Origin of the sequence: uncultured Eubacterium sp., from assembly GCF_945980375.1 — a bacterium.
Taxonomy (GTDB): Bacteria; Bacillota; Clostridia; order Oscillospirales; family Acutalibacteraceae; genus Eubacterium_R.
In genome coordinates this window covers 13,648-35,734 of sequence record NZ_CAMFQO010000003.1, presented here as the reverse complement: position 1 = coordinate 35,734, position 22,087 = coordinate 13,648, and the positions used below count along the sequence as shown (strand labels likewise).

24 protein-coding genes are annotated in these 22,087 nt (G+C 37.4%); 21 read left to right on the top strand and 3 right to left on the bottom strand.

What is annotated here, in order from left to right:
- Positions 1–246 precede the first annotated feature (246 nt).
- From Q0P34_RS01895 to Q0P34_RS01885, 3 genes are all read right to left on the bottom strand, one after another.
- Entirely contained in the window at positions 247–564 is a 318-nt protein-coding gene (locus tag Q0P34_RS01895; RefSeq protein WP_294952063.1) for a DUF1292 domain-containing protein, read from the bottom strand.
- A gap of 598 nt (positions 565–1,162) precedes the next feature.
- Positions 1,163–2,044: an ROK family protein gene (locus Q0P34_RS01890; protein WP_294952058.1), complete on the bottom strand. Its 882-nt coding sequence runs from the start codon at positions 2,042–2,044 to the stop codon at positions 1,163–1,165.
- A gap of 27 nt (positions 2,045–2,071) precedes the next feature.
- Positions 2,072–2,764 carry an N-acetylmannosamine-6-phosphate 2-epimerase gene (locus tag Q0P34_RS01885; protein ID WP_294952054.1) on the bottom strand — a complete coding sequence of 231 codons (693 nt, stop codon included), beginning with the start codon at positions 2,762–2,764 and terminating at the stop codon, positions 2,072–2,074.
- Between the two features lie 88 nt (positions 2,765–2,852).
- On the opposite strand from Q0P34_RS01885, the gene Q0P34_RS01880 reads away from it, so the two are divergent.
- The 21 genes from Q0P34_RS01880 to Q0P34_RS01785 all read left to right on the top strand — a co-directional run bounded on the left by Q0P34_RS01880 (position 2,853) and on the right by Q0P34_RS01785 (position 22,066).
- A complete protein-coding gene (locus Q0P34_RS01880; protein ID WP_294952049.1) occupies positions 2,853–3,770 on the top strand; it encodes a dihydrodipicolinate synthase family protein in 918 nt (305 codons plus the stop codon).
- Between the two features lie 2 nt (positions 3,771–3,772).
- Positions 3,773–4,423 (top strand): hypothetical protein, encoded by a 651-nt coding sequence (locus tag Q0P34_RS01875; RefSeq protein ID WP_294952044.1) that lies wholly within the window; start codon positions 3,773–3,775, stop codon positions 4,421–4,423.
- Between the two features lie 134 nt (positions 4,424–4,557).
- Complete coding sequence (locus Q0P34_RS01870) at positions 4,558–5,436, top strand: YicC/YloC family endoribonuclease (protein WP_294952039.1); 879 nt, start codon at positions 4,558–4,560, stop codon at positions 5,434–5,436.
- 15 nt (positions 5,437–5,451) lie between these two features.
- Positions 5,452–5,703: a DUF370 domain-containing protein gene (locus Q0P34_RS01865; RefSeq protein WP_294952036.1), complete on the top strand. Its 252-nt coding sequence runs from the start codon at positions 5,452–5,454 to the stop codon at positions 5,701–5,703.
- Positions 5,693–6,274 carry a guanylate kinase gene (gmk, locus tag Q0P34_RS01860; protein ID WP_294952034.1) on the top strand — a complete coding sequence of 194 codons (582 nt, stop codon included), beginning with the start codon at positions 5,693–5,695 and terminating at the stop codon, positions 6,272–6,274. Before Q0P34_RS01865 ends, gmk begins: the two co-directional genes overlap by 11 nt.
- 11 nt (positions 6,275–6,285) lie before the next feature.
- Complete coding sequence (gene rpoZ / locus Q0P34_RS01855; RefSeq protein ID WP_178667756.1) at positions 6,286–6,495, top strand: DNA-directed RNA polymerase subunit omega; 210 nt, start codon at positions 6,286–6,288, stop codon at positions 6,493–6,495.
- Entirely contained in the window at positions 6,495–8,711 is a 2,217-nt protein-coding gene (gene priA / locus Q0P34_RS01850) for a primosomal protein N' (protein ID WP_294952028.1), read from the top strand. Before rpoZ ends, priA begins: the two co-directional genes overlap by 1 nt.
- Positions 8,712–8,724: 13 nt before the next feature.
- On the top strand, positions 8,725–9,177 hold the full coding sequence (gene def, locus Q0P34_RS01845) for a peptide deformylase (RefSeq protein ID WP_294952025.1): 453 nt from the start codon (positions 8,725–8,727) through the stop codon (positions 9,175–9,177).
- A complete protein-coding gene (fmt, locus tag Q0P34_RS01840; protein ID WP_294952022.1) occupies positions 9,177–10,106 on the top strand; it encodes a methionyl-tRNA formyltransferase in 930 nt (309 codons plus the stop codon). The genes def and fmt overlap by 1 nt, the downstream gene beginning before the upstream one ends.
- Position 10,107: 1 nt before the next feature.
- A complete protein-coding gene (locus tag Q0P34_RS01835) occupies positions 10,108–10,803 on the top strand; it encodes a zinc metallopeptidase (RefSeq protein WP_294952019.1) in 696 nt (231 codons plus the stop codon).
- The gene (gene rsmB / locus Q0P34_RS01830) at positions 10,800–12,038 is read left to right on the top strand and encodes a 16S rRNA (cytosine(967)-C(5))-methyltransferase RsmB (RefSeq protein ID WP_294952016.1); all 1,239 of its coding nucleotides are present in this window, start codon (positions 10,800–10,802) and stop codon (positions 12,036–12,038) included. Before Q0P34_RS01835 ends, rsmB begins: the two co-directional genes overlap by 4 nt.
- Complete coding sequence (gene rlmN / locus Q0P34_RS01825) at positions 12,031–13,080, top strand: 23S rRNA (adenine(2503)-C(2))-methyltransferase RlmN (protein ID WP_294952013.1); 1,050 nt, start codon at positions 12,031–12,033, stop codon at positions 13,078–13,080. The genes rsmB and rlmN overlap by 8 nt, the downstream gene beginning before the upstream one ends.
- The gene (locus tag Q0P34_RS01820; protein WP_294952010.1) at positions 13,064–13,792 is read left to right on the top strand and encodes a Stp1/IreP family PP2C-type Ser/Thr phosphatase; all 729 of its coding nucleotides are present in this window, start codon (positions 13,064–13,066) and stop codon (positions 13,790–13,792) included. Before rlmN ends, Q0P34_RS01820 begins: the two co-directional genes overlap by 17 nt.
- A gap of 18 nt (positions 13,793–13,810) precedes the next feature.
- Entirely contained in the window at positions 13,811–15,817 is a 2,007-nt protein-coding gene (gene pknB / locus Q0P34_RS01815; RefSeq protein ID WP_294952007.1) for a Stk1 family PASTA domain-containing Ser/Thr kinase, read from the top strand.
- A gap of 51 nt (positions 15,818–15,868) precedes the next feature.
- On the top strand, positions 15,869–16,750 hold the full coding sequence (gene rsgA / locus Q0P34_RS01810; RefSeq protein WP_294952005.1) for a ribosome small subunit-dependent GTPase A: 882 nt from the start codon (positions 15,869–15,871) through the stop codon (positions 16,748–16,750).
- Positions 16,738–17,382, top strand: coding sequence for a thiamine diphosphokinase (locus tag Q0P34_RS01805; RefSeq protein WP_294952002.1), 645 nt, complete (start codon positions 16,738–16,740; stop codon positions 17,380–17,382). Before rsgA ends, Q0P34_RS01805 begins: the two co-directional genes overlap by 13 nt.
- Positions 17,383–17,433: 51 nt before the next feature.
- A complete protein-coding gene (locus tag Q0P34_RS01800) occupies positions 17,434–17,580 on the top strand; it encodes a hypothetical protein (RefSeq protein WP_294951999.1) in 147 nt (48 codons plus the stop codon).
- A gap of 7 nt (positions 17,581–17,587) precedes the next feature.
- Positions 17,588–17,677 (top strand): stage V sporulation protein SpoVM, encoded by a 90-nt coding sequence (spoVM, locus tag Q0P34_RS08435; protein ID WP_178667782.1) that lies wholly within the window; start codon positions 17,588–17,590, stop codon positions 17,675–17,677.
- Positions 17,678–17,779: 102 nt separating this feature from the next.
- The gene (gene lon / locus Q0P34_RS01795) at positions 17,780–20,182 is read left to right on the top strand and encodes an endopeptidase La (protein WP_294951997.1); all 2,403 of its coding nucleotides are present in this window, start codon (positions 17,780–17,782) and stop codon (positions 20,180–20,182) included.
- A gap of 2 nt (positions 20,183–20,184) precedes the next feature.
- Positions 20,185–20,769, top strand: coding sequence for a ribosome biogenesis GTP-binding protein YihA/YsxC (gene yihA / locus Q0P34_RS01790; RefSeq protein WP_294951994.1), 585 nt, complete (start codon positions 20,185–20,187; stop codon positions 20,767–20,769).
- A gap of 22 nt (positions 20,770–20,791) precedes the next feature.
- Positions 20,792–22,066, top strand: coding sequence for a diaminopimelate decarboxylase (locus tag Q0P34_RS01785; protein WP_294951991.1), 1,275 nt, complete (start codon positions 20,792–20,794; stop codon positions 22,064–22,066).
- Positions 22,067–22,087: the final 21 nt, after the last annotated feature.

Genomic DNA, 22,087 nt, shown 5'->3' with positions numbered 1-22,087 from the left:
ATAAACGGCGGCTACGTGCCGCCGTTTTTTTATCCACGCATCCGCCTATGCCGAATATAACCTGCGGTTAAAGCAGGTGGGTTACTGCCCGATGTAATCAGTGCTCCCAGCGTCCTACAAAGTAGGGAGGTCTGCATCACATAAATCGGAGCTTAGTTCCCATTAAAAATTGTTTGTTCGGGTTATTTGGCGATAGGTTGTCGAGATGCGCAGACATTATTATTTTATGAATAGTTATAAAAATTATTACTGTTCAGGTTCAAAATACTCTACATCATATTTTTCCTCAACCTTAGCCATTAAGATGTCGGAAATCTGCTCGTATTCCATTTCATCCTGAATTTCTTCAAGATACTCATCACCGTTTTCATCCTCAACAACCTTAAGGATAATTACCTCATAATCAGCCTCAACGATATCCTGTGCAACATCGTGATACTCGGTTATTGCAACATAAACATCGTCATCTGTTTCGTATCTTTCAAGCAATTCAAAAACAATCTCGTTTCCGTCCTCATCGGTAACAGAGAGGAGATCAGGCTCGTAAATTTCTTCGTTATCCATATTTATCACTCCTTTTTGTCATTATAATATATAATATATAAATTAGTCAATAGGCTTCTTTCTTTTGTAACATTTTATATATTTTTTGAAAAATGTTGAAAAAAACTATTGACTTTTACTAAAAAGTATGCTACTATTTAGTTGAACTTAAGAGAGGGTTCGAAGGAAAGGAGGCTGAAGATATGAAACTTCAGATTGATAATTCAGCCACCTATACAGTATTCCAATAAATAACGGAACTAACGGTTGAGAGTATTAAAACGGAATTAATCACCGACCGGTATCTTATCAGATGAATTAAATAGTTATTGCAGGGTTGGATAAATACTTATAGGTGTCGTAAAAACTTAATAATAAGGATATATAAGATTATTTTCCTGCAGATAATCAGAGTAGATGGCTCTTAAAATTCAACCTATAATTTTGAAAGAGGTAAACTCCGATGTACTAAATAGTTTGATTTTGATTATTAGTATAAAGAGGTAAATTCCAATGGGCTAAGTAGTATTTTTCAAAAATTAATTTTTGAGGTATAGTCCAATGTACAAGTAAATATAGTTATGCTCCCGATGATTAGTCGGGAGCAATTTTTTGTTTATTAAAGCTTTGAAGCCTCGTAAGCAACGCCCAACAGCGCAGAATCATTACCTTTTTGACTTCTTTCAATTCTAACATTCTTAAAGCTTTTCATAAGTCTGCTGTAAATCTTTCTGTCAATAAGTTCAATGATGTAATCTTCATTCATAATACCGCCGCCGATGACAATAAGCGGGGGATTGAAAATATAAATCAAATTCATAAGACCGATAATAATTTCGTCAATCCATTTGTCAATTTCCGATCTTATTTCAGGTCTTTGCATATTTTCCTTTTGGAATATCTGAAAGGCGTCAAGCGGCTCATCTGAAATCTTATTAACTGCCTTAATTAACGCATTAGCCGAAGCATAACATTCAAAGCATCCTTCACCGCCACAAGTACACTGTCTGCCTCCCGCATGAATAACCATATGACCGATTTCACCTGCCGCAGATGCAGAGCCCTTATATAGCTTATTATTTAGGAAAATAGCACCACCGACACCGGTTCCGAGTGTTAAGCATATAAAATCATTTTCGCCCTTGGCTGCACCAAAGTGAGCCTCACCTAAAGCAGCGGCATTAACATCATTTTCAACAAAGGTGGGAATACCTGTTTTGTTTTCAATAAGGCTTTTTACCATCATTCCTGTGTAGTATGGAATGTTATCGGTTGAATAAACAACAACACCGTGCTCGCTGTCAACCTGACCTGCGGTGGAAATAGCAACTCTATCGATATTTTCATAGCTTTCGATAATATCAATAATTCGCTGAATAATTACCTGACCGCCTTGCTTGGCATTGGTTGGAATTTTATTCTTTTCGGTTAATTCAAAATTATCATTACATAAAGCATACTTAATAAAAGTACCGCCTATATCAAATGCTAATATTCTCATATCATAACACATCCTTTGGTATTATAATTATTCATCTAATGCCTTGACAAAACGCTTTGTAATATCCATAGGTCTTGTTATAGCTGTTCCGCAAACAGCACTGAATGCACCCGCCTTGTATACGTTCTTTAAGTCTTCGGGTGACCATATTCCACCCTCGGCAATAATAGGTACGTTAAGCTCCTTTGAATACTTTTCAATAAGCTCCAAATCAGGTAAAGATCTACCCTTTGTGTATGGGGTATAACCTGCCATAGTTGTACCGATCAGGTCAAAACCAAGCCTTTCAGCAAGCTGTCCCTCCTCAAAGCACGAGGTGTCAGCCATAAATAGTTGATTTGGATATTTTGCTCTGACCTCGCTGAAAAAATCCTCAAAGGTTTTTCCGTTTGGTCTAATACGATTTGTTGCATCGGTTGCTATAATGTCACAACCTATTTCAACAAGAGCATCCACTTCATCCATTGTCGGAGTGATATACACATCACTGCCGTTATATTCCTGCTTAATAATACCGATTATCGGTAAATCAACTCTTTTTCTTATTGCCAAAATATCAACTATTGTATTTGCTCTGATGCCAACGGCACCGCCGAGCATAGCTGCATATGCCATTTTGGACATAATGTAAGAGTCATAAAGGGGCTCATGCGGCAATGCCTGACATGAGACAATTAATCCGCCTTTAATTTGTTCTAAAATTTTAGTATTCTTTTCCATAAATTAATTATAGCAAGTGATTTACATATTTTCAACATTAATATTGAAAATGTATAATTTATGTGATATTATTTTTTTGGTGATGAAAATGAGAGATTTAGAAAAATTTAAGGGTATATTTGTCGCACTTAATACTATTTACGACAAAAATGACGAAATAAATGTTGATGCCATCAAGAAGCTTGTTAGAATATACAAGAGCAAGGGTGTCAAGGGTGTTTATGTTTGCGGATCAACAGGCGAGGGCTTTCTTCTTTCGACAGAGGAGAGGATGCAGGTTGCCGAAGCGGTAATGGATGCTGCAGATGGCGATTTCACTGTTATCGTTCATGTTGGATGCGCAGGAACAAAGGAGAGCATACGCCTTGCAAGGCATGCTGAAAAAATCGGTGTTGACGCTGTTTCTGCAGTTCCGTCGGTATACTATCATCTTTCTCCCGCAAGCGTAGAAAAGCATTGGAACGGGATAATTGATTCTACCGATTTACCTTTTATTATTTACAATATCCCACAGCTTACATCATTTAACCTTCCGCTTGATTTGTTTGAACGAATGGCCAAAAATCCAAAGGTAATAGGCATTAAGAATTCCGAGGAACCTGTATATAATATGGAAAGATACAGAACAGTCGCAGGTGACGACTTTATCATATTTAACGGCTCTGATGAACAGTACCTCGGCGGAAGATTAATGGGAGCGAATGCAGGTATAGGCGGAACATACGGAACTATGCCCGAGCTTTTTGTTAAGCTTGATGAGCTTATTAATCAAAACAAAATTGACAAAGCTAAAGAACTTCAGTACAAAATCAATGATGTTATTTTTGATTTAATCAGTCTTCCGTCACTTTACGGTGCAGCTAAAAATGTAATTTCAAGACGTTTCGGTATTGATGCCGGTGTCCCGAGATCTCCGTTTTTACCGGTAGAAAATGATGAAAAAATTTCTGCGATAGTTGAAAAAATCGAAAAATATGTTGCTCAATTAAATGAATTAGGAGAATAATTATGGCTGAAGAAAAGAAAAACGATATTGTAGAGGAAGCACTTGATGCACCTCTTGTTGTACATAAAAAAAGTGATGCTTCATATCAGGATGGCGTAACAAATGTTGATATGAATGAAACTCATATTACAAACAACAAGCCTACACTTGAAAGGCACAGATTCAAAAAGGATCCAAATAAAAAGAGTAATAAACCTATTATAATTGTTATTTTTATCATTGTTATCGCTGTTGTTTTTGGTGTTCTGTATTTAACAGGAAACATCAGCTTTGGCAACGAAAAGGAAACTGCCGCAAAGCAAACTACAACCGAAACAACAACATCAATACAGGAGGCATATGCCGGTACTATTGTTGTAAAGGGAATGTATATTTTTGTTGACGGTGTTGAGGTTAATGGTATTGAAGGTATGCAGGATGCATTGAGATATGTCGACAAATCAACAACCGCATATCAAATCATTGATGAGGACGCTAATTCCGATTTGCTTAACAACGGTGTTTTGCCGACATTGATGGATTTAGGTTTTTATGACGAAAATACAGAGATTATTCACAGGGGATATACGGGATTAATGGCAGCAGAGGAAACTACAATTACTACTACCGAATCTACTACTATATCAACAACAGTTCAAGTATCACAAAACTAAATATTTTATATTAAAGCCTCGTTTTACGGGGCTTTTGTAAATATAATATTAAAATTGTAAACAAACTGTTAACAAAATGTTGACTTATAATTTGAATAAATATATAATTTTATTATTTAGGAAAGGGGATTGCCATGATAAAATCAATGACCGGTTTTGGCAGAGCTCAAAAGGAAATTGACGGCTACGTTATTACCGTTGAGCTAAAGTCTGTCAATCACAGATATTTTGAATTTTCATCAAGAGTACCTCGTCAATACGGTTTTCTTGACGAAAAGCTAAAGTCCTACATTAACAGTAAGGTTTCTCGAGGTAAAATTGAATGCTATGTCACCATTGACGCTCTTGATACCGACACTGCAGATGTTGTTGTTAATCATACACTTGCAAACGCTTATGTAAAGGCATTAAAAGAGATTTCAACCGAATATAATCTTAAAGAGGATTTCGGCGCGTCTTCTATCTCTCGTTTTCCGGAGGTGCTTGTTGTAAGAAAGTCAGAGGATGACGAAGAACTTCTTTGGTCCTATGTAAAAGCTGTTTGTGATGAGGCAATAGACAGATTTGTTGCTATGAGAACAACAGAGGGTGCAAAAATGAAGGACGATATTTATTCAAGAGGACAGTTTATCTTGGATTGTGTCGGATATATTGAAGAACGTTCTCCGCAAACCGTTAAGGAATATAACGACAAGCTTGTGCAAAGAGTACACGATCTTTTGGGTGAAGTATCGCTTGACGAAAGCAGAATTCTTCAAGAGGTTGCAATTTATGCAGACAAGGTTGCCGTTGCAGAGGAAACGGTTCGTCTTCGTTCTCATATTGATCAGCTTAATGCTTTTATTTCTTCCGATGAGCCTGTGGGCAGAAAGATGGATTTTCTTGTTCAGGAAATTAACAGAGAAACAAATACCATCGGCTCAAAGGCAAATGATGTTGATATTGCACGCAAGGTTGTTGACATCAAAGCAGAGGTTGAAAAAATCAGAGAACAAATCCAAAACATTGAATAATTACGGAGAAACAATATGAATTTAGTAAATATCGGTTTTGGAAATCTAATTAATGCCGACAGAGTTATATCCATAATCTCTCCCGAAAGTGCTCCTGCAAAGCGTCTTGTCCAAAAGGGAAAAGAGGACGGAACTCTTATTGATGCAACTCACGGCAGAAAAACGATGAGCATAATTATTACCGATAGTGACAATGTTGTTTTGAGCTATATGGACTTAAAGCAAATTGCGTTACGCTTTGGTGTGGAGGTGCAAAATGATGAATAACAAAGGATTGCTTATAATTTTGTCTGCACCAAGCGGTTGCGGTAAGGATACTGTATTTCAGGAGATAAAGAAAATAAGAAACGATGTTGTTGAATCTGTTTCTGCAACAACGCGAAAGCCGCGAGAGGGTGAGGTTGACGGAGTAAACTACTACTTCAAGACCGAGTCCGATTTTCAGCTTATGGTTGTTAACGACGAGCTTCTTGAATATGCAAGGTACAATAATTGCTATTACGGTACCCCTGTATCAGAGGTTGAAAAGGCAATTAACAACGGCAAAATCTGTTTTCTTATAATTGATGTTCAGGGTGCTCAAAGCATTCTTAAGGTACGACCCGATGCAATTTCAATATTTTTGCTTCCGCCAAGTCTTGAGGTTCTTGAAAAACGCTTAGTTAACCGTTCTACAAACGACATTGAGGATGTTAAAAACAGAATGACAATCGCTAAAAGAGAAATTGATATGGCTCCGCTGTACAAATACTCTGTGGTAAATGATGATCTTGAAGAATGTGTAAATAAAATAAACGAAATAATTAATAAAGAGTTGTTAACTCTTAATAGTAAATAAGGAGATAAGTAATGTTTAATCCAGATTTGAAGAAAATGTTAGGTAATGTAAACAGCAGATACAGCCTTGTTGTAGGTACTGCTAAAAGAGCAAGAGAAATCAGAGATGAAGCTATCGAAAACGATACAAAGCTTGATGTTAAAACAGTTTCTACTGCTATTGAGGAAATTTGTGACGGCAAATATGTTATAGAAGAGCCTGAAGAAATTAAGTCAAAGTAATGAAAAGGATTGTTGCAACCGTTGCCGTTGACAACACATACTTTAGCCTTGATACAGATTACAGCTATGCTGTTCCCGATGAGCTTCTGAACGATATTAAAATCGGCTCTAATGTTACAGTTCCGTTTGGAAAGGGTAACAAAAGCAGAGAGGGAATTGTTGTTGAATTAAAGGAAGAGGATGCTTCAAAGCTTAAAAGTATAATATCCGTTAACTATACTGCATTAAGCGAAGAGATGATAGGGCTTGCATTGTGGATGAAAAGCAGATGCTTTTGCACAACTTATGATTGCTTGAAGCAAATGCTTCCTCGAAAATATTCAAAATTAAAAGCAAAATCAGAGCGTATGGCAATGCTTTTAGTTGATGATGAGGCTGTTATTTCCGGCTTAACAAAAAAGCAAAAAACGGTTTGTGATTTGCTGCTTGATATAGGCTGCGCAGGTGCAAACGAGATTTGTGAATTTTGCGGTGTTGGTATAGGTGTTCTTAAAAATCTTGAGAAAAACGGTATTATAAAGCTGTATCAAAAAGAGATTTACAGAAATCCGTATAAAAATATTTCTGTTACAAATAACGAAAGCATCACTTTGTCAAAGGAGCAGGAAATTGCATACGAGCAAAACAAAAAAATGCTTTGCTCAGGCGGATGCGGACTGCTGTTCGGTGTAACAGGAAGCGGCAAAACACAAATTTATCTTAAGCTTATTGATGATGTAATCAACAACGGCAAGGACGTTATTGTTCTCGTTCCCGAAATTTCACTTACACCTCAGACTCTGTCAATTTTTCATACGAGATACGGTGAAAATGTTGCTGTTATACACAGCGGTCTTTCTTTGGGTGAACGCAACGACGAATACAAGCGCATTGACAGCGGTCTTGCCAAAATTGTCGTTGGCACAAGGTCTGCTGTTTTTGCACCGGTTCATAACCTTGGTTTAATTGTTATGGACGAGGAGCAGGAGCAAACATACAAATCCGAGCGTACTCCTCGATACAATGCAAAGGATGTCGCAAGATTTAGAGTTGCGTATAACAAAGCATATTTTTTAATGACATCCGCAACTCCGTCGATTGAATCTTACAGCAATGCTGTTAACGGAAAATATCTTTTAACCACCGTAAACAATAGATATGGCAATGCAAAGCTCCCTAAGGTTATAACGGTTGATATGAAGAAAGAAATGAAATTAGGCAATAAAAGTCCTATTTCATCAATTTTACTCGACCATTTGACACAAACTATTGATAACGGCAAGCAGGCAATATTGTTGCTAAACCGCAGAGGATATAATACATTTATAGCCTGCAACGAGTGCGGACATGTTATAACCTGTCCAAATTGCTCAATTTCATTAACTTATCACAGCTATAACAACAGGCTTGTGTGCCATTACTGTGGATATTCAAAACAGCTTGATAATATTTGTACAAGCTGCGGCAGTGATGCAGTTAGATACAGTGGCTTCGGAACTCAAAGAATTGAAGAGGAGCTTCAGGCATTGTTACCAAATGCGAGAATTTTGCGAATGGATGCCGATACAACCTCTGCAAAATTTTCACACGAAAGATTATTAGAACAGTTTGCAAATAAAGAATACAACATATTAATCGGCACGCAAATGGTGGCAAAGGGGCTTGATTTTGACGATGTTACGCTTGTCGGTGTTGTTAACGCGGACAATTCCCTGTATGACCAAAACTATACCGCAAACGAAAAATCATTTGATTTAATTACGCAGGTTGTCGGCAGGGCAGGCAGACGAGATTTTGAGGGAACTTCAATTATTCAAACAATTAATCCTCAAAACGAGACTATCGAATTTGCTTCTAATCAAGATTATATCGGCTTTTATAATAACGAAATAATGATTAGACGGCTAATGATTTATCCTCCGTTTTGCGATATTTACTGTGTAACATTTACAGATATTAATGAAAATACAACTGCTATGTGTGCAAAGACCTTTTTTGATAGGCTCGTAGAATTAAATACAAGTGAATATGCTGATATTAAGCTTGTTGTATTAGGTCCTACACCGGCAAAAATTTCAAAAATAAACAATACTTACAGGTATAGATTGGCGATAAAGTGTAAAAATTCACAAAGAGTTCGCCAAATGCTAACAAATATTCTAAAGGATGTTAATAAAAATAAGATATATTCAAGTGTAAGGATAAGCATTAGCTTAAATCCTCCCGATATATCATAAAGAGGAAAATATTATGGCATTAAGAAATGTTGTTAAAATGGGTGATCCCGTTTTATCAAAAAAGTGCAGGGTAGTGGAAAAATTTGATGAAAAGCTCTCCACATTAATAGATGATATGTTTGAAACAATGTACGCATCAAACGGTGTCGGACTGGCTGCACCGCAGGTTGGATTGCTCAAAAGAGTTGTTGTAATGGACTGCGGCGACGAGCCTATTGAGCTTGTTAACCCTGAAATTACAATGACAGAGGGTGAACAAATGGAATCAGAGGGCTGTCTTTCTGTTCCGGGAAAATACGGTGTGTGCAAGCGACCGGCAAAGGTACAGGTTAAGGCACAGGACAGAACAGGCAAGTGGCATGTATATACCGGTGAAGATCTTAAAGCAAGATGCTTTTGCCACGAAATTGATCACCTTGATGGAATTTTGTTTGTATCAAAGGTTATAGGAAAGTTGGAAGGCTAATGAGAATTGTTTTTATGGGTACTCCTGATTTCGCAGTACCTTGTCTCGAAAAGCTAATTACATCAGGTCACGAGGTTTGTGCAGTGTTTACTCAGCCGGATAAGCCTGTCGGAAGAAAGCAGATTTTAACTTCACCCGAGGTTAAAGCATGTGCAATTAAGCATAACCTCCCCGTGTATCAGCCTGAAAAAATCAAAGGCTCAAATACAGTTCAAATAATCAAGGAGTATTCCCCCGATGTAATTATTGTAGTTGCATACGGCAAGATATTACCAAAGGAGATTTTAACCTCTGCACCATACGGATGCATAAACGTTCACGCGTCTTTATTACCGCTTTACAGAGGTGCTGCGCCAATTCAATGGGCAGTTCTTAACGGAGATAAGGAAACCGGTGTTTCCATTATGCAAATGGATGAGGGGCTTGATACAGGCGATGTACTTTACGTTGAAAAAACTCAAATAGGCGAAAATGAAACAAGTGCAGACCTTTTTGACAGATTGTCGGTAATAGGCGCCGATGCGTTAGTAAAAACTCTTGATATGATAAGTAACGGAGCAGTCACTGCAACCAAGCAACCAAATATCGAAACTCAATACGCATCAATGATCAGCAAGGCTATGAGTCCTATTGATTGGAGCAAATCTGCTGATGAAATTCATAATCAGGTCAGAGGACTTCAAACCTGGCCCGTTGCAATGACAACGCTAAACGGCAGAAATGTAAAAATTCACAAAACCGTTCATACAACAATTACCTCTGATAAGCCGGGAACTATTGTTGATAATAACAACAGACTAATCGTATGCTGCGGTGACGGAAAATGTCTTGAAATTCTTGAATTGCAGTTAGACGGAAAAAAGCGTATGGATGTAAAATCATTTTTACAAGGGAATAACATAAAATTAGGTACTGTTTTGGGAGAGTAATATGGGATATTATTTAATGTATTATATGACAGGATTTATTATGATTCCTGTATTTATATTTGCTCTTATATGTCAGGGTAGTGTAAAAAGAAATTTTAATAGATATTCTCAGGTTGTCAGCAGATCGGGTATGACAGGTGCCGATGCCGCTTGGAGACTTTTACAGCTTAACGGAATAAACGATGTAAAAATCAAAAGAGTTGCCGGAAGGCTTACCGATTATTATGATCCGAGAACAAAGGAAATCTGTCTCAGCGAGGATGTATTTGATTCTCGCTCAATTGCTGCAATAGGTGTTGCATGTCACGAGGCAGGTCATGCGTGTCAGCACGCACAGGGTTATTTCCCATTGAAAATCAGAAATCTCGTTATCCCTGCAACACGAATAGGCTCATCTCTCGGCATACCTTTGTGCTTAATCGGTATGCTTATCAGGTCCGAATCTGTTGCATATATCGGCATTATTATGTACTGCTTTGTTGCTTTGTTTCAGCTTATCACATTGCCGGTAGAATTTAACGCAAGTAAGCGTGCTTTGCAAACAATAGAAGCAAACCATTTTTTGACAGAAACAGAATTTTCAGGTGCTAAAAAGGTTCTCACAAGTGCCGCATTAACATATGTTGCTGCTTTGGCTTCCGCTATTGCAACCATATTCAGATTATTATTAGTAGTTAACAATGGAGGAAGACGTTGAAAAACGCACGACTTTCGGCATTTGATATGCTATATGACATAATATACGGTGGTGCATATTCAAACATTGTTCTTGAAAAGGGGCTTAAAGCAGTTGAATCAAAGGACAAGGGCTTTGTGTCAAGACTTGTGTACGGAATCATTGAACGCAGGCTTTCGCTTGATTATGCTATTAATAAGTTTCTTAACGGTAAAACAAAGCCAAAGGTAAAAATACTTTTATACATCGGAGCATATCAGGTGTTATATATGGATAAAATTCCCGATGCTGTTGCCGTGTACGAGACCGTAAGTCTTTGTGATAATATTGGTTTGTCATATTACAAAAAGCTAATCAATGCCGTTTTACATAGGATAATTGACTACAAAACCGAATTTGACGTTATCGATGATTTAAGTATAAAATATTCCTGCCCACAGCATTTGATAAATATGTGGACAAAGATGTACGGCGAAGATAATGTGCTTGATATTCTCGAGTCAATAAATAACAGACCGCCCGTATTTGCTATACCAAACAGTAAATATGTTGACGCAGAGGAATTGTATTATGAGCTTTTTTCTGCCGGAATAGATTGTGAAATATTTAATGACGTTGTAAAAATCAATTCGTCATTTGATTTATCGGGACTAAAAGCCTTTAACGACGGATTATTCTACATAGAGGATTACAGTTCATATTCCTGTGCGAAGGTGCTTGAGGCAGAGCCTGATGATGTAGTTCTTGATTTGTGTTCTGCACCGGGAGGCAAAGCTTTTACAATAGCTCAATCAGGCGCTACTGTTTATGCTTATGATATTTATGAGCACAGAGTAGAGCTTATTAAAAGGTCTGCACAAAGATTAGGTCTTAATAATATTATTACGGGCATAAATGATGCATTAATTTATAACGCAAATCTTCCTTTTGCCGACAGAATTATTTGCGATGTTCCGTGCAGTGGCTTCGGTATAATTAGACGAAAGCCGGAGATTCGTTATAAAAATCTTGATTATATTAAGGAATTACCGCAAATTCAATATAATATTTTGTTTACATCGTCAAGATATTTGAAATCGGGAGGAGTCATTATTTACTCCACCTGCACACTTAACAAAAAAGAAAACGAACAGGTTGTTGACCGTTTTTTGAACGATAATACAGATTTTTCACTTGTAGAAAGCAAAACTGTTTTTCCGACTAAAAACGGCGGAGACGGATTTTTTTATTCAATACTGAAAAAGAGAAATGACTGATATTAAATCTTTATCATACGAGGAACTGAATAATGCCGTACAGTCACTTGGTTTACCAAGGTTTAGAGCCGAACAAATCTATTCTTGGCTTCATCAAAAAGGTGTACAAAGCTTTGATGAAATGACAAATCTTTCAAAGGATTTGCGTTTAAAGCTTTCTGATGAGTACTTTATTCCTATGGTAAAAATTGAGGATAAGTACACATCAAAAATCGATGATACGGTTAAATACCTATTTAAGCTTTGTGACGGTGAATACATCGAATCCGTTGTAATGAAATATAAATACGGATATACGATTTGTATTTCGTCACAGGTCGGCTGTAAAATGGGCTGTAAATTTTGTGCTTCCACACTGGCGGGCTTTAAGCGTAACCTTATGCCGAGTGAAATGGAATCTCAAATACATATTGCTCAAAGGGATTTAGGTATAAGAATTTCGCATATTGTTTTAATGGGTATAGGCGAGCCCCTTGACAATTACGATAATGTTATAAAATTTATTCGAACAGTTAACAATGACAATGGACTGAATATTTCTATGCGGGATATAACACTGTCAACCTGCGGAATAGTACCTAAAATCTATGACCTGATAGAAGAGAATATACCTATTACCTTAACGCTTTCACTTCATGCTCCAAATGATGAAATAAGAAGTAAAACAATGCCGGTTAATGATAAATGGTGTGTTGATGAGGCAATAGGTGCCTGTAAAGAATATGCAAAGAAAACAGGCAGAAGGGTGTCGTTTGAATACACACTGATAAATGGTGTAAATGACAGTGAAGAAAATGCAAAGGAATTGGCAGGCAAACTTAAGGGTATGCTTTGCCATGTAAACCTTATTCCCGTTAACGATGTAAAGGAACGGGGTAATGTAAGATCGACAGATAAATCTATTAAAATATTTTGTGATACCTTATGTAAATTAGGAATTAATGCTACAATAAGAAGAACTCTTGGTTCTGATATTAATGCCTCCTGCGGTCAGCTGAGACGCAGGAAGAATGAGGGTGATGCCAATGAAAATTGTTGCTAAAACAGATAAAGGTTTGGTTAGAGAAAATAACCAGGACGCATATGCAGTAGGTGAGCTTCCGGGAGAGGTTGCCTGGGCTGTTGTATGTGACGGAATGGGCGGTGCCGCCGGAGGAAATATTGCATCGGCACTCGCCGTAAAGGTTATCAGTGAAAAAATTACATCCGCTTACAATGAAAGAATGAGAGATGCATCCATCAAAAACCTTCTTGATTCGGCCATTGCTGCCGCAAATATCGAGGTTTACGATTTGGCATATTCCCGTTCTGACCTTAACGGCATGGGCACAACCGTTGTTGCCGTTATTGTAAGGGATAATATTGCATATATTGCGCATGCAGGCGACAGCAGAGCATATCTTGTAAGCAAGGATGATGTTAAACAAATAACTGTTGACCACAGCCTTGTTCAAAATCTTGTAGATAGGGGAGAAATTACACCCGAAGAGGCTGAAAGACACCCTAAAAAGAATTTGATTACACGTGCCTTGGGTGTTGATAAAAGAATTGACGTTGACTTTTCTGAGGTTGATTTGTGCGAAAATGAAACTTTAATCCTTTGTACAGACGGATTAAGTAATTGTATTAACAACAGAGAAATGTCAGAGGAAATTAAGGACGGTCAATACTACGCTTTCGCTGACAGATTGGTAAAACGAGCTAACAAAAACGGCGGAAATGATAACATAACAGTTGTTGCTATTGCTATATAAAAGGGTTTAGGAGAAATTATGGATAATTATGTAGGAAAAAGATTAGATGGCAGATATGAGATTCAGGAGATTATCGGCGTTGGAGGTATGTCTGTTGTCTATAAGGCTTATGATAATATTGATGATAGAATTGTTGCCGTAAAAATTCTAAAGGAGGAATTCCTTAATAACGAGGATTTCAAACGTAGATTTAAGAACGAATCGAAGGCTATTGCACTTTTATCTCATGAAAACATTGTAAAGGTATACGATGTAAATTTTGGTGAGAAGCTTCAATATATCGTAATGGAATATATTGACGGTATTACCCTTAAAGAGTTCATAAATAAGCAAGGTTCAATTACATGGAACGACGCCTTGTTCTTTATGACTCAAATCCTTAAAGCTGTTCAACATGCTCACGATAAGGGTATTGTTCACCGCGATATTAAACCGCAAAATATTATTCTTTTGCCAAACGGTAATCTTAAGGTTACCGATTTTGGCATTGCAAGGTTCTCTCGCTCCGATACAAAAACCTTAACCGAGCAGGCAATCGGCTCTGTGCATTACATTTCGCCTGAACAGGCAAAGGGTGAGTATACAGACGAAAAGGCAGATATTTATTCAATCGGTGTTGTTTTGTACGAAATGCTTTCAGGCAAGGTTCCGTTTGAGGCAGACAGTGCTGTTTCCGTTGCATTGATGCAGGTAAACAAAAATGCAGAGGATTTACGCTCTGCAAATCCCGATATACCGTACGGACTTGAGCAAATTTGCTTCCACGCAATGCAAAAGAATCCTGCCGATAGATATCAATCTGCTACCGAAATGCTTTTGGATTTGGAGGAAATAATAAAAGACCCTTCAAAAACATTTAATTACATCAACAATTCCGCTGCTAATGAGGAAATAAATGAAATAGAGCCTATTGTTGATAACGATGAAGAATACTACGATGAGGAAGAATACGAAGATCCATCAAGAAAAAGAAAAATTGCTTTTGCTGTTGTTTCAGGTATAGTTGTTCTTATCGCCGCTATCGTTGCTATCATTATGATGTTTACATCAGGCTTTAATACAAAAACTCAAAAGCTTCCAAACTTTGTTGGATTTTCATATGATCAGCTTCAGGATAACGAAGCTTACGATTACGAGTTTATTGCAGAGTATGAAAAGTCAGACCAGTATGATCCGGGCACAGTTATTAGACAATCACCTGAGGCAGGCTCTAAGGTTATGGAGGGTTCAAAGGTTACTCTTGTTGTTGCATCCTCGGATAAAGATATTACTATGCCAAATGTATACGGATTAACGCTTGAGCTTGCACAGCAAACATTACAGCTTGAGGGATTGCAAAGCTTCAAAACAATGAATATAGCAAGTGAAAATGTTGAGGAAGGCAAGGTTATTTATACAGATCCAAAGGCTGCAACCATTGTTTCCGCAGAACAGGAAATCACAATTTACGTATCTTCAGGGCCTTCAACAACTGTTATTGAAACAATTACTGTTCCCGATGTTTTAGGCTTATCGCAAAGCGGTGCAAGAGCGTTCCTTGAAAAGTATGGATTTACAAACATTTCCTTTGTAACACAGGACGATGCAATTAAAAAGGGTGTTGTAATTTCGCAAAGCCCTGCCGCAGGCTCTCAGGCTAAGGCTAACGATTCAATTAAGGTAATCATCAGCTCCGGAGTTACTACTACAGCAGTTCAATCCGTAAAATATTCACTTAGAATTGTTCTTCCTGTTGTACTAAACGACGACGGAACATACGCAACCGACACAATGGTTGTTAAGGTTGGCAAAGATACCTACTCAAGCAGAAGAATTACTCTTGACGGTAGCTCAATCCCTGTTGACATTTCAACAGATTTTGACAAAACTCAAAACATCAAGGTTTCGTTAAAGACAACAGGTGTTACGGAAACCAAGACCGTAGACGGTAAAAAATCAAAGAATATATCCATTGATTTTTCATCTGCTTCTAACTATCCGTCAGCTTCTACAACTCAGCCCGAGTCGACTCAAACCAATAATTAGCATAATACCAACGGCGAAAAATTCGCCGTTGATGTTATTTGAAAGGATTTTATGATAAAAGGAAAAATTATTAAAGGTATCGGCGGATTTTATTATGTTGATACCGGAAATGATGTTTACGAATGTAAGGCAAGAGGGAATTTCAGAAATCAGAAAATCACTCCGCTCGTCGGAGACAATGTAGAAATATCCGTTAACGATAATTCGGAAAACACCATTGATACAATTTTGCAAAGGAAAAATGAGCTTGTTAGACCTCCTCTTGCAAATATTGATCAGTTGTTTATTGTTGCTTCATTGGTTGATCCGAAAATCAATACAACTATAATTGATAATCTTATCGCCATTGCAGAATACAAAAATATAAATCCTGTTGTTATAATTACAAAAACCGATTTGCAGGACAATGCTGAACTTTACCAAAATATTTACGAAAAAGCAGGGTATAGGGTAATACTTTGCAATAACAGCGAAAATTCACCTTCATATGCCAAAATTCATACAATGATGGCCGGCAAATGCTCTGCATTTACAGGAAACACAGGTGTAGGTAAATCTACCTTGCTTAACAGATTGTTTCCCAAGCTTAATCTTAAAACAGGGGAAACAAGCAAAAAACTCGGCAGGGGAAAACATACCACAAGGCATTGCGAGTTATTTAAGGTTGATAACGGTTATATCGCTGATACTCCGGGATTTTCTTCATTAGAATTTGAAAGATGTGAAAGAATCTTAAAGGAGGATTTGCCTTATTGCTTTAAGGAATTTGAAAAATACCTGGGTTGCTGTAAATTTTCCACCTGCTCTCATACAAATGACAAGGGCTGTGCGATAGTTGAAGCGGTTAATAATTACGAAATTTCAAAATCAAGACATGAAAGCTACATTTCTATGTACAACGAGGTAAAAAACATAAAGGAATGGGAACTGTAACAAATCTGTGCACAATCATTTCAGGTGCGCCTGATAATGATTTACAATACTTAAAGGAAAATATTAACAGGGAATCATATATTATTTGTGCCGATTCAGGATATAAATCCTGCATTAACGCCGGATTTACACCAAATTTGATTATAGGTGATTTTGATTCATCGCCAAAGCCAAACATTGATTGTGAAATTATTACGTTAAATCCCGAAAAAGCATATACAGACACCTTTCATTGTGTTATGGAGGCCGTTGAAAGAGGATACAAGAATATTCAAATCTTTTGCGCAATCGGCTCCCGCCTTGACCATACATATTCAAACATTCTTTGTCTTGAATATTGCAGAAAAAACAATGTTAAATGCTGTATTCAAAACAGACAAAACAGGCTTTCCTTGATTGAAGAAAGAGCTGTAATTAATAAGGATTACAAAAGCTTTTCGCTTTTCGCCTTTTTACACAGCTGTAAGGGTGTAAAAATTAAAGGTGCTTATTATACGGCAGGCTTTTATGACAGGGAAAGTCTTGACATAAGCCTTGATGATCAGTTTGCACAAAGTAACTTTGTAAATGAGGATTATGCTGAGGTTACACTTGAAAGCGGTGTTTTACTTTTAATTGAAAGTAACGATTAATTTGTTTTTACATATATTGTAGTAAGCACAGATAATTCGGGGGTGTTTGCTATGAATAAAATGTGTAAAAGGGATTTTTTGTGGATTGCATTTGGCTGTGGCTGTGTTTTGGCTTGCTGCATGCCTACGATATGGGTTACAAGAATTCTTGCTATAGCTGTAATTATCCTCGGAATACTAATCTGTTGCAGAAAGTAGGGGGATTATGAAGGTTATACTTATTAAAAGTCCAAAAATTTTAGCACCGATATTAAGAGGAATATTTAAGGTTAAAAAGGTAAATTATGACGATTAAACGGTAAAAAAGACATTCATCAATTTGGATGTCTTTTTACTATTGAAATTTATATATTTTTATATTATAATAATAGAAATTTATTTAGGATAGTTAAGTAGAATGGAAAATTATATTGATTTGAACAATTTTGAGGATATTCCGGTTGTTCCGTTAAGAGGACTTGTTGTTTATCCGAATATGAACCTTCACTTTGATGTTGGCAGAAAAAAGAGTGTGGCTGCTTTGAATCTTGCTATGGAAACAAATCAGCTTATTTTCCTTGTGTCACAAATCGATTCAAGCGTTGAGGATCCAACCGAAAAGGATGTATTTGATGTAGGTGTTATTTGCAAAATAAAGCAGATGATTAGAATACCAAATTCATCAAATCTTCGCGTAATAGTTGAAGGTATTGCCAGAGCAAGCATAGTTACAATGTATTATGACGATAATCATTACAATGCAGTTGTTGACAGAGCTCCTGAATTTTTTCCTCAACCAAATGCGGAAAACACCGCATACATACGTTGTGTAAAAAAAGAATATGAAAAGTATGCCTCTATGTTCAAAAAAATCTCAAACGAGGTTGTTGCAAAAATTATTTGCTGTGAAAATATGGACGAGCTTACCGATTATATTTGCGAAAACAGCTTTTTCTCTTTTTCCGATAAGCAAATGCTTTTGGAGGAATTTGATCCTGAAAAGCGTACAAAAAGCCTTTTAACCTTGCTTCGAAAGGAAACTGCATCTCTTGAAATCGAAGCAGAAATTCACGATAAGCTTCAAAAGGAAATTGATAAAAGCCAAAGAGAGTATTATCTTCGCGAGGAAATGAAGGTAATTTCCGACGAGCTCGGTGAGGGTGATTCTCCTCTTCAGGAGGCTGACGAATACAGAGCAAAGATAAATATGATGTCCTGCTCTGACGATATAAAAGAAAAGCTTTTCAAGGAATGTGATAAGCTTATGAAAATGCCGTCAGGATCACATGAGGGAACAGTTGTAAGGTCATACCTTGACAAATGCCTTGAAATTCCTTTTGGCAAGTATACAAAGGACAGAATCAGTCTTGACAAATCAAGAAAAATTCTTGATGCAGACCATTACGGTCTTGATAAGGTTAAGGAAAGAATAGTGGAATCGCTTGCGGTTCTTAAAAGAAACCCACAGTTTAACGGTCAAATAATCTGTCTTTACGGTCCGCCGGGTGTAGGTAAAACAAGCATCGTAAAATCACTTGCAAAATCCATGAACAGAAAATATGTTCGCATAGCTCTTGGCGGAGTGCACGATGAGGCTGAGATAAGAGGCCACAGAAAAACATATATCGGCTCAATGGCAGGCAGAATTGTTGAAGCAATAATCAGCGCCGGAACAATGAATCCTATAATTTTACTTGATGAAATTGATAAGGTAGGCTCTGACTATAAGGGGGATCCGTCATCAGCATTGCTTGAGGCTCTTGATCCCGAGCAGAACAATTCCTTCAACGACCATTACATTGATTTTCCAATTGATTTGAGCAAGGTTTTGTTTATTACAACCGCAAATGATGTATCTACCATTTCTGCACCTTTGTATGACAGAATGGAGGTAATTGAGCTTAATTCCTATACTGTTGAAGAAAAGTTCAATATTGCAAAAAAACATCTTGTAAAAAAAGAAATGAAAAAGCACAGCCTCACCGGCAGAGAATTCAAAATAAGCGATGACGCAATTTACAAAATAATTGAATGTTATACAAGGGAGGCAGGCGTAAGAGGTCTTGAAAAGAATATCGCAGCTCTTTGTCGAAAGGCTTCCGTTGCTCTTGAAAACGGTGAAAAAAGCTTTAAGGTAACCGCCGACAATCTTTCGGATTATCTCGGAGCTGAAAAATATTCAAAAGATGAAATACCTAAGGAAAACTTGGTAGGAGTTGTTAACGGACTGGCTTGGACTTCGGTCGGAGGTACTATTCTTCCAATAGAGATTTCTGCTCTTGACGGTACAGGCAAAATTGAACTTACCGGTAATCTTGGAGATGTGATGAAGGAAAGTGCTAAAACCGCAGTCAGCTATATAAGAAGTAAGGCTTCAAAATATGATATTGCCGAGGATTTCTATAAAACAAAGGATATACATATTCACGCTCCTGAGGCTGCAGTTCCAAAGGACGGACCATCTGCCGGATTAGCTATAACAACTGCGTTAGTGAGCGAGCTTACAGGTATACCGATAAAACGCAATGTAGCAATGACAGGCGAAATATCTCTAAAAGGCAGAGCACTTGCTATCGGTGGATTAAAGGAAAAATCCATGGCTGCATACAAGGCAGGCTGTGACACAGTTATTATTCCAAAGGATAATTTTAAGGATTTGGCTGAAATCAGCGACGAGGTTAAGGCTTCCGTACGATTTATTCCTGTTTCATCCTTTGATGATGTTGTCAAGCAGGCACTTGAATATATACCAAAAAAATCCAATAAACAAAATATAATTATTAATCGTGATGATGCTGCATCATCAGTTGTAACGCAGTAGATATGAATTATAATAAAGCAGAATTTGAAAAAGCATTTGGAATATCAAGCCAGCTCCCACAAAGCACATCGCCCGAAATAGCGTTTTCAGGCAGGTCAAATGTAGGCAAAAGCTCGTTGCTAAACAAGCTTTTTAACCGAAAATCTTTGGCAAGAGTCAGCTCTGTTCCGGGTAAAACAATTACAATAAATTTTTACAATGTTGATGATTGTAAATTTGTAGATTTACCGGGATACGGCTATGCAAAGCTAAGCAAAACCGAGCGTGACCGATTCGGTGAGCTTATGGAGGGATACTTTCAAAGCGGAAGAAATATAAAGCTCGTTGTGCAGCTCGTTGATATGCGACACAAGCCGTCACAGGATGACTTTGGAATGATAGACTTTATGCAACAAATGAACATTCCGTTTATCATTGCGTGCACAAAGGCAGACAAGCTTAAGGTAAAGGAATTCCAAAAAAGAGAACGGGAAATTAAGCAGGAGCTTAATATGGTTGATGAAGGCTTAATCGTTCCTTTTTCTTCACAAACAGGTCTTGGACTTGATAATATAAAAATGTTAATTGAAAAATCGCTTGAACAATAGGCGAACAGAGGAGGATATACTAATGAACAAGACACCGTTTTTATCATTAGAAAAAGCACAGGAAATTATTAAGGAGTATCCAACACCTTTTCATATTTACGATGAAAAAGGAATAAGAGATAACGTTAAAGCTCTTAAGGACGCATTTTCATGGAATGAGGGGTACAAGGAATACTTTGCGGTTAAGGCTACTCCAAATCCGTTTCTTATCAAAATACTTCAGGAATACGGATGTGGATGTGACTGTTCATCGAAAACCGAATTGATGATGGCTAAAACCTTGGGTGCAACAGGCGATGATATTATGTTTTCATCAAACGATACACCTATCGAGGAATTTAAGTATTGTAACGATTTGGGTGGTATAATTAACCTTGATGACATTACTCATATCAATGCTGTTGAAAAGGCTTGCGGAAAATTGCCAAAGAAAATGAGCTGTCGTTACAATCCGGGCGGTGTATTCAAAATCAGCAATGATATTATGGATAATCCCGGTGATGCAAAGTATGGTATGACCACAGAGCAAATCTTTGAGGCATTCAAGATTATGAAGGAAAAGGGAGTAGAAGAATTTGGTATTCACGCATTTCTTGCTTCAAACACAGTAACCAACGAATATTATCCAATGCTTGCAAAGGTATTGTTTGAGCTTGCTGTGGAGCTTAAGGAAAAGATTGGTGTTCATATTGGCTTTATCAATCTTTCAGGCGGTGTCGGTATTCCATACAGACCGGATCAAACTCCAAACGATATTATGGCTATCGGTGAGGGTGTTCACAAGGTATTTGATGAGGTGCTTTTGCCTGCCGGTATGGGCGATGTTAAGCTTTGCACAGAGCTCGGCAGATTTATGATGGGTCCGTACGGAGGTCTTGTTACAACTGCTATTAACGAAAAACACACTCATAAGGAATATATCGGTGTTGATGCCTGTGCAGTAAACCTTATGCGTCCCGCAATTTACGGAGCATATCATCACATTACCGTACTTGGTAAGGAAATTGAAGAATGTAATACCAAGTATGATGTTACAGGTTCATTGTGCGAGAACTGCGATAAGTTCGCAATAGACAGAATGTTACCTAAAATTGATATGGGTGATATACTTTTTATTCATGATACAGGTGCTCACGGCTTTTCTATGGGATATAACTACAACGGAAAACTCAAGAGCGCAGAGATTCTCCTTAAGGAAGACGGCTCTTATCAGCTTATCAGAAGAGCCGAAACTCCAAAGGATTACTTTGCAACCTTTGATTGCTTTGATTTTTATAACGACTTAATTACGGAATAACTTACGGAATATCTTACAAAA